Source organism: Mesorhizobium sp. M7A.F.Ca.ET.027.03.2.1, assembly GCF_003999175.1.
GTDB lineage: Bacteria > Pseudomonadota > Alphaproteobacteria > Rhizobiales > Rhizobiaceae > Mesorhizobium.
The window spans coordinates 1-5,509 of the sequence record NZ_RZOM01000347.1 but is presented as its reverse complement, the minus strand read 5'-3'; the positions used below and the strand labels follow the sequence as shown (position 1 = coordinate 5,509).

6 protein-coding genes and 1 pseudogene are annotated in these 5,509 nt (G+C 63.3%); all 7 read left to right on the top strand.

The genetic code is table 11. From position 1 onward, the window contains the following. Window positions 1-1,154: cysteine--tRNA ligase (locus tag EN750_RS16665; RefSeq protein ID WP_127397062.1), on the top strand; the 1,154-nt coding region annotated here is incomplete at its 5' end. Next, window positions 1,151-1,537: a VOC family protein gene (locus EN750_RS16660; RefSeq protein WP_127397061.1), complete on the top strand. Its 387-nt coding sequence runs from the start codon at window positions 1,151-1,153 to the stop codon at window positions 1,535-1,537. The genes EN750_RS16665 and EN750_RS16660, both read left to right, overlap by 4 nt. Before the next feature lie 6 nt (window positions 1,538-1,543). After that, on the top strand, window positions 1,544-2,035 hold the full coding sequence (locus EN750_RS16655) for a GFA family protein (protein ID WP_127268543.1): 492 nt from the start codon (window positions 1,544-1,546) through the stop codon (window positions 2,033-2,035). Continuing rightward, on the top strand, window positions 2,032-2,508 hold the full coding sequence (locus EN750_RS16650) for a GFA family protein (RefSeq protein WP_127397060.1): 477 nt from the start codon (window positions 2,032-2,034) through the stop codon (window positions 2,506-2,508). Before EN750_RS16655 ends, EN750_RS16650 begins: the two co-directional genes overlap by 4 nt. Then, entirely contained in the window at window positions 2,505-3,461 is a 957-nt protein-coding gene (gene pip / locus EN750_RS16645) for a prolyl aminopeptidase (RefSeq protein WP_127397059.1), read from the top strand. Before EN750_RS16650 ends, pip begins: the two co-directional genes overlap by 4 nt. Beyond that, window positions 3,458-5,080: a citramalate synthase gene (gene cimA, locus EN750_RS16640; RefSeq protein ID WP_189526251.1), complete on the top strand. Its 1,623-nt coding sequence runs from the start codon at window positions 3,458-3,460 to the stop codon at window positions 5,078-5,080. The genes pip and cimA overlap by 4 nt, the downstream gene beginning before the upstream one ends. A gap of 83 nt (window positions 5,081-5,163) precedes the next feature. Beyond that, a pseudogene (locus EN750_RS16635) lies at window positions 5,164-5,509 on the top strand (EamA family transporter RarD); the annotation flags it as partial.

The window sequence follows — 5,509 nt, the reverse complement described above, 5'->3', positions numbered from 1 at the left end:
CTTCCGGAACACTTTCGCTCAACGAGGCGATCAGGCGGGTCACCGAAAAGACCGCCGGCCAGTTCCACAGGGACGTGGCGGTTCTCGGCTGCCTGGAGCCGACGGTCGAGCCGCGCGCCACCGAATTCGTCGAGCCCCGCGCCGACGGCAAGGTCGACATGATCACCTTGATTCAAAGCCTGATCGAACGCGGCCATGCCTATGTTGCCGCGGGCGAAGTCCTGTTCGACACCGCGTCGATGCCGGATTACGGCCAGCTATCGAAGCGCAATCTCGACGAGCAGCAGGCCGGTGCTCGCGTCGCCGTCGAGGCGCACAAGAAAAGTTCCGGCGATTTTGTGCTGTGGAAGCTGTCGTCGCCGGAGGAGCCTGGCTGGAATTCGCCATGGGGCAGGGGTCGGCCGGGCTGGCACATCGAATGCTCGGCGATGTCGGCCGCCTATCTCGGCAAGGTGTTCGACATCCATGGCGGCGGCCTCGACCTGATCTTCCCGCACCATGAGAACGAGATCGCCCAGTCGCGCTGCGCCCATGGCACGGACGTGATGGCCAACATCTGGATGCACAACGGCTTCCTGCAGGTCGAAGGTCAGAAAATGTCGAAAAGCGTCGGCAATTTCTATTCGATCAACGAACTGCTCGAGACCGAGACGTTTGGCGGCCGCAAATGGCCGGGCGAGGTGCTGCGGCTGGCAATGCTGATGACGCACTATCGCGAACCGATCGACTTTTCCGTGCGCAAGCTGGAAGAGGCCGAGAACACGCTGCGCAAATGGAAGCGGGCGGCCGACCTTGCGCCGGCCGCCGCAGGACTGCTGCCCGTGCAGGTCATCGATGCCTTGTCTGACGATCTCGCAACCTATGCCGCCTTCCAGGTCTTGACGCAGTTGGCTGGCGAGGCAGCGGACGGCAACGATGCGGCGGCTGCGCTGAAGGCGTCGCTGCTGTTCCTCGGCTTCGATGTCGCGTCGGCGACGGTTGATGAAGACCACGTCGCCAAGGCAATCGCCAAGCGTCTCGCATTCATCGCCGCCAAGAACTGGGCCGAGGCCGACCGCATCCGCGACGAACTGCTGGCGCAAGGTGTACAGTTGAAGGACGGCAAGGATCCGGTCACTGGCGAGCGCATCACCACCTGGGAGGTAAAAAGATGATCGACCATCTCGGCATCACCGTTGCCGATTTCGACGCTTCGAAGGCTTTCTATGACAAGGCGATGGCCCCGCTTGGTGCGGCGCTGCTTTACATGGTGCCGCTGGAATATACCGGGGGTGCCAAGGTCGGCGGCTATGGCCGTGACCGGCCGGTGTTCTGGCTGAGTACCGGCAAGGACAAGCCCAGGGATCACCAGCACGTCGCCTTCACGGCGCGCAGCCGCGCCGAGGTCGATGCCTTCCATGCTGCAGCCCTTGCCGCAGGCGGCAAGGACAATGGCGGGCCGGGTTTGCGCCCGCACTATCATCCGGACTACTACGCCGCCTTCGTCCTCGATCCCGACGGCAACAATGTCGAAGCCGTCTGCCATGCCCCGGAGTGAACAGCGATGAGCCTCGACAACCGGCCGGTCTATACCGGCGGCTGCCAGTGCGGCGCGGTGCGCTTTCGCGTTGAAGGCGCGCTCGGCGACGCTTCGGTCTGCCATTGCCGCATGTGCCAGAAGGCGTTCGGCTCGTTCTATGCGCCGCTGGTTTCGGTGCGTGGCGCCCGGCTCGACTGGACGCGCGGCGAGCCGAAATACTTCCGCTCCTCCAACCATGTCGATCGCGGTTTTTGCGCCGATTGCGGCACGCCGCTGACCTTCACCGCGCCGGACGGCGTTGGCCTCGCCATCGGCGCGTTCGACAATCCGGCGGAGATCGTGCCGCTGATCCAATGGGGCACCGAGGCGAAGCTGCCTTATGTCGATACGATCCCGCAATTGCCGGGCGAGGAGACGATGGCCGACGTGTCGTCGGCCTCTTATCTGGCGGATCTCGTCTCCTATCAGCATCCGGACCACGACACCGAACAATGGCCGCCAAAGGAAAGATCATGACCGATCAGGTAAGAACCGGCGGCTGCCAGTGTGGCGCCGTGCGTTTCCGCATTCATGGAGCGCTCGGCCGTCCATCGATCTGCCATTGCCGCATGTGCCAGAAGCAGTTCGGCTCGTTCTTCGGTGCACTGGTCACGGTGCCCAGGGCCGGCGTCGAATGGACCCATGAAGAGCCGAGCTATTTCCAGTCGTCGGTCAACATCGATCGTGGTTTCTGCGCCCGCTGCGGGACGCCGCTGACCTACCGGCAGCCCGGTGGACTTGAGATCGCTATCGGTGCCTTCGACGACCGCTCCGATCTTGCCCCGCAGATCCAGGTCAACTACGCCGCGCGGCTGCCCTGGGTGGAGACGATCTTCGATCAGCCCGTCCACCAGGATCCTGATTATTACAACAGGCAGGAATCCATCATCTCCTTCCAGCACCCAGACCATGAAACAGCGGACTGGCCGACCAAAGGTTTGCAGCTATGAGCAGTCAATTGCGTACGCTTTATCCCGAGATCGAGGCGTTCGATTCCGGCATGCTGGATGTCGGCGACGGCCATCAGGTCTACTGGGAGCGTTCGGGCACGAGGGGCGCCAAGCCGGCGGTGTTCCTGCATGGCGGGCCGGGCGGCACCATTTCCCCAAAACACCGGCGGCTGTTCGACCCGAAGCTCTACGATGTCATCCTGTTCGACCAGCGCGGCTGCGGAAAATCGACGCCCAACGCCTCGCTCGAAACCAATACGACCTGGCACCTGGTCGCCGACATCGAACGCCTGCGCGAAATGGCCGGCTTCGACAAATGGCTGGTGTTCGGCGGCTCCTGGGGGTCGACGCTGGCGCTCGCCTATGCCGAAACGCATCCCGATCGCGTCAGCGAGTTGGTGGTGCGCGGCATCTACACGCTGACGCGAGCCGAACTCGAATGGTACTATCAATTCGGCGTCTCGGAAATGTTCCCGGACAAATGGGAGCGCTTCCTGGCGCCGATCCCGGAGGCCGAGCGCGGCGACATGATGGCTGCCTACCGCAAGCGGCTGGTCGGCACGGATCGCAAGGCGCAGATCGAGGCGGCCCGCGCCTGGAGCCTGTGGGAAGGCGAAACGATCACGCTTTTGCCCGAGCCGGAGACCAGCGGACCATTCGGGCAGGACGACTATGCCATCGCCTTTGCCCGCATCGAGAACCACTATTTCGTCCATGCCGGCTGGCTGGAGGAAGGGCAGTTGCTGCGCGACGCGCACAAGCTGGCTGACATTCCCGGCACCATCGTCCATGGCCGCTACGACATGCCGTGCCCGGCGCATTATGCCTGGGCGCTGCACAAGGCCTGGCCAAAGGCGGATTTCCACCTGATCGAGGGCGCCGGTCATGCTTATTCGGAGCCGGGGATTTTGGATCGGCTGATCCGCGCGACGGACAAGTTTGCAGGCAAATGACCATGACCCGCGAGCGCCTCTATCTCTTCGACACCACATTGCGCGATGGCCAGCAGACCCCTGGCATCGACTTTTCCGTCGAGGACAAGATCGCCATCGCGAAACTGCTCGATGCTTTTGGCCTCGACTATGTCGAAGGTGGCTATCCCGGCGCCAATCCGACCGACACCGCCTTCTTCCAGGAGAAACGTACGTCGCGCGCCAAATTCGTCGCCTTCGGCATGACCAAACGGGCTGGGGTGTCGGCTTCCAACGATCCCGGCCTTGCGTCGCTCGTGCAATCCAAGTCGGATGCCATCTGCTTCGTCGCCAAGAGTTGGGACTACCATGTCCGTGTCGCGCTCGGCTGCACCAATGAGGAGAACCTCGACGCCATCAAGGCCTCCGTCGAGGCGGCGATCGCCGCCGGCAAGGAGGCGTTGGTCGACTGCGAGCATTTTTTCGACGGCTTCAAGGCCAATCCCGATTATGCGCTGGCCTGCGCCAGGACCGCCTATGATGCCGGCGCGCGCTGGGTGGTGCTGTGTGACACCAATGGCGGCACGCAGCCCTCGGAAGTCCGCGCCATCGTCGAGAAGGTTATTTTATCAGGTATTTCGGGCGATCATCTCGGCATCCATGCCCATGACGACACCGGCCAGGCGGTCGCCAATTCGCTTGCCGCGGTCGAGGCCGGCGTGCGCCAGATCCAAGGCACGCTCAATGGCATCGGCGAGCGCTGCGGCAACGCCAATTTGATCTCGATCGTGCCGACGCTGGCGTTGAAACCGGCCTTCGCCGATCGTTTCGACACCGGTATTTCGACTGAGGCACTGACCGGCATTTCCAGGTTGTCCCGCGCGTTCGACGAACTCTTGAACCGCGCCCCGGAAGCGCAGGCGCCCTATGTCGGCGCTTCCGCCTTTGCTACCAAGGCCGGCATCCATGCCTCCGCGCTGGCCAAGGAGCCGGCGACCTATGAGCATGTGCCTCCGGAAACGGTCGGCAACCGCCGCCGTGTAATGGTTTCGGACCAGGGCGGCAAGGCCAATTTCCTCGCCGAACTGAGGCGGCGCGGCATCGAGGTGCCGAAGGACGATCACCGGCTCGACGCGCTGATATCAGTGGTCAAGGAGCGCGAGGCCGAGGGCTACGCCTATGAAGGCGCCGACGCCAGCTTCGAACTCCTGGCGCGCAAGATGCTGCACGGCCTGCCGGAGTTCTTCAACGTCACCTCGTTCCGCTGCATGGTCGAGCGCCGCTTCGACGCCAACGGCCAGCTGAAGACGGTCTCCGAAGCGATCGTCAAGGTGGTGGTCGACGGCGAGGAGAAGATGTCGGTGGCCGAGGGGCATGGCCCGGTCAACGCACTCGACATCGCGCTGCGCAAGGACCTCGGCAAATTTCAGGGCGAGATCGCCGACATGGAGCTGGCCGACTTCAAGGTGCGTATCCTCAATGGCGGCACCGAGGCGATCACCCGCGTTCTGATCGAATCGCATGACGGCACCGGCGCGCGCTGGTGGACGGTCGGCGTTTCCGAAAACATTATCGACGCCTCGTTCCAGGCGCTGATGGATTCCATCGTCTACAAGCTGATGAAGAATCGCGAGATGGCCGGACTGGTGGCCGCCGAATAGGGTTGAACCATCAGCGAAAGTCCATTGATCCATCAGAACTTTGCGATGGTCTTGCCAAGGTGACTGGGCCATAGCGTTGGCCCATGGCCACTGAAGCAATTACCCTGGACGCGGATTCCAAGGCCCGGCGCGGCTTTCTGCTGGCGCTCGGCGCCTATCTGCTGTGGGGATTGCTGCCCTTCTACATGAAGGCGGTCGCTCATCTGCCGCTCGCCGAAGTCATTGCCCATCGCATCGTCTGGTCGGTGCCGATCGCCGCCGCCGTTCTGATCTGGGCCGGCCGCATGGCGGATTTCAAGGCGGCACTGCGCTCGCCGCGCACCATCGCCATGGCCGCGCTGACGGCGGCGCTGATCTCGGTCAACTGGGGCATCTATGTCTGGGCGATCGCTGTCGACCGCACCGTCGAAACCGCGCTCGGCTACTACA

Coding starts and splice junctions, on each gene's coding strand:
- EN750_RS16660 (WP_127397061.1), top strand. CDS start 1,151: ATGATCGACCATCTCGGCATCACCGTTGCCGATTTCGACGCTTCGAAG.
- EN750_RS16655 (WP_127268543.1), top strand. CDS start 1,544: ATGAGCCTCGACAACCGGCCGGTCTATACCGGCGGCTGCCAGTGCGGC.
- EN750_RS16650 (WP_127397060.1), top strand. CDS start 2,032: ATGACCGATCAGGTAAGAACCGGCGGCTGCCAGTGTGGCGCCGTGCGT.
- pip (WP_127397059.1), top strand. CDS start 2,505: ATGAGCAGTCAATTGCGTACGCTTTATCCCGAGATCGAGGCGTTCGAT.
- cimA (WP_189526251.1), top strand. CDS start 3,458: ATGACCATGACCCGCGAGCGCCTCTATCTCTTCGACACCACATTGCGC.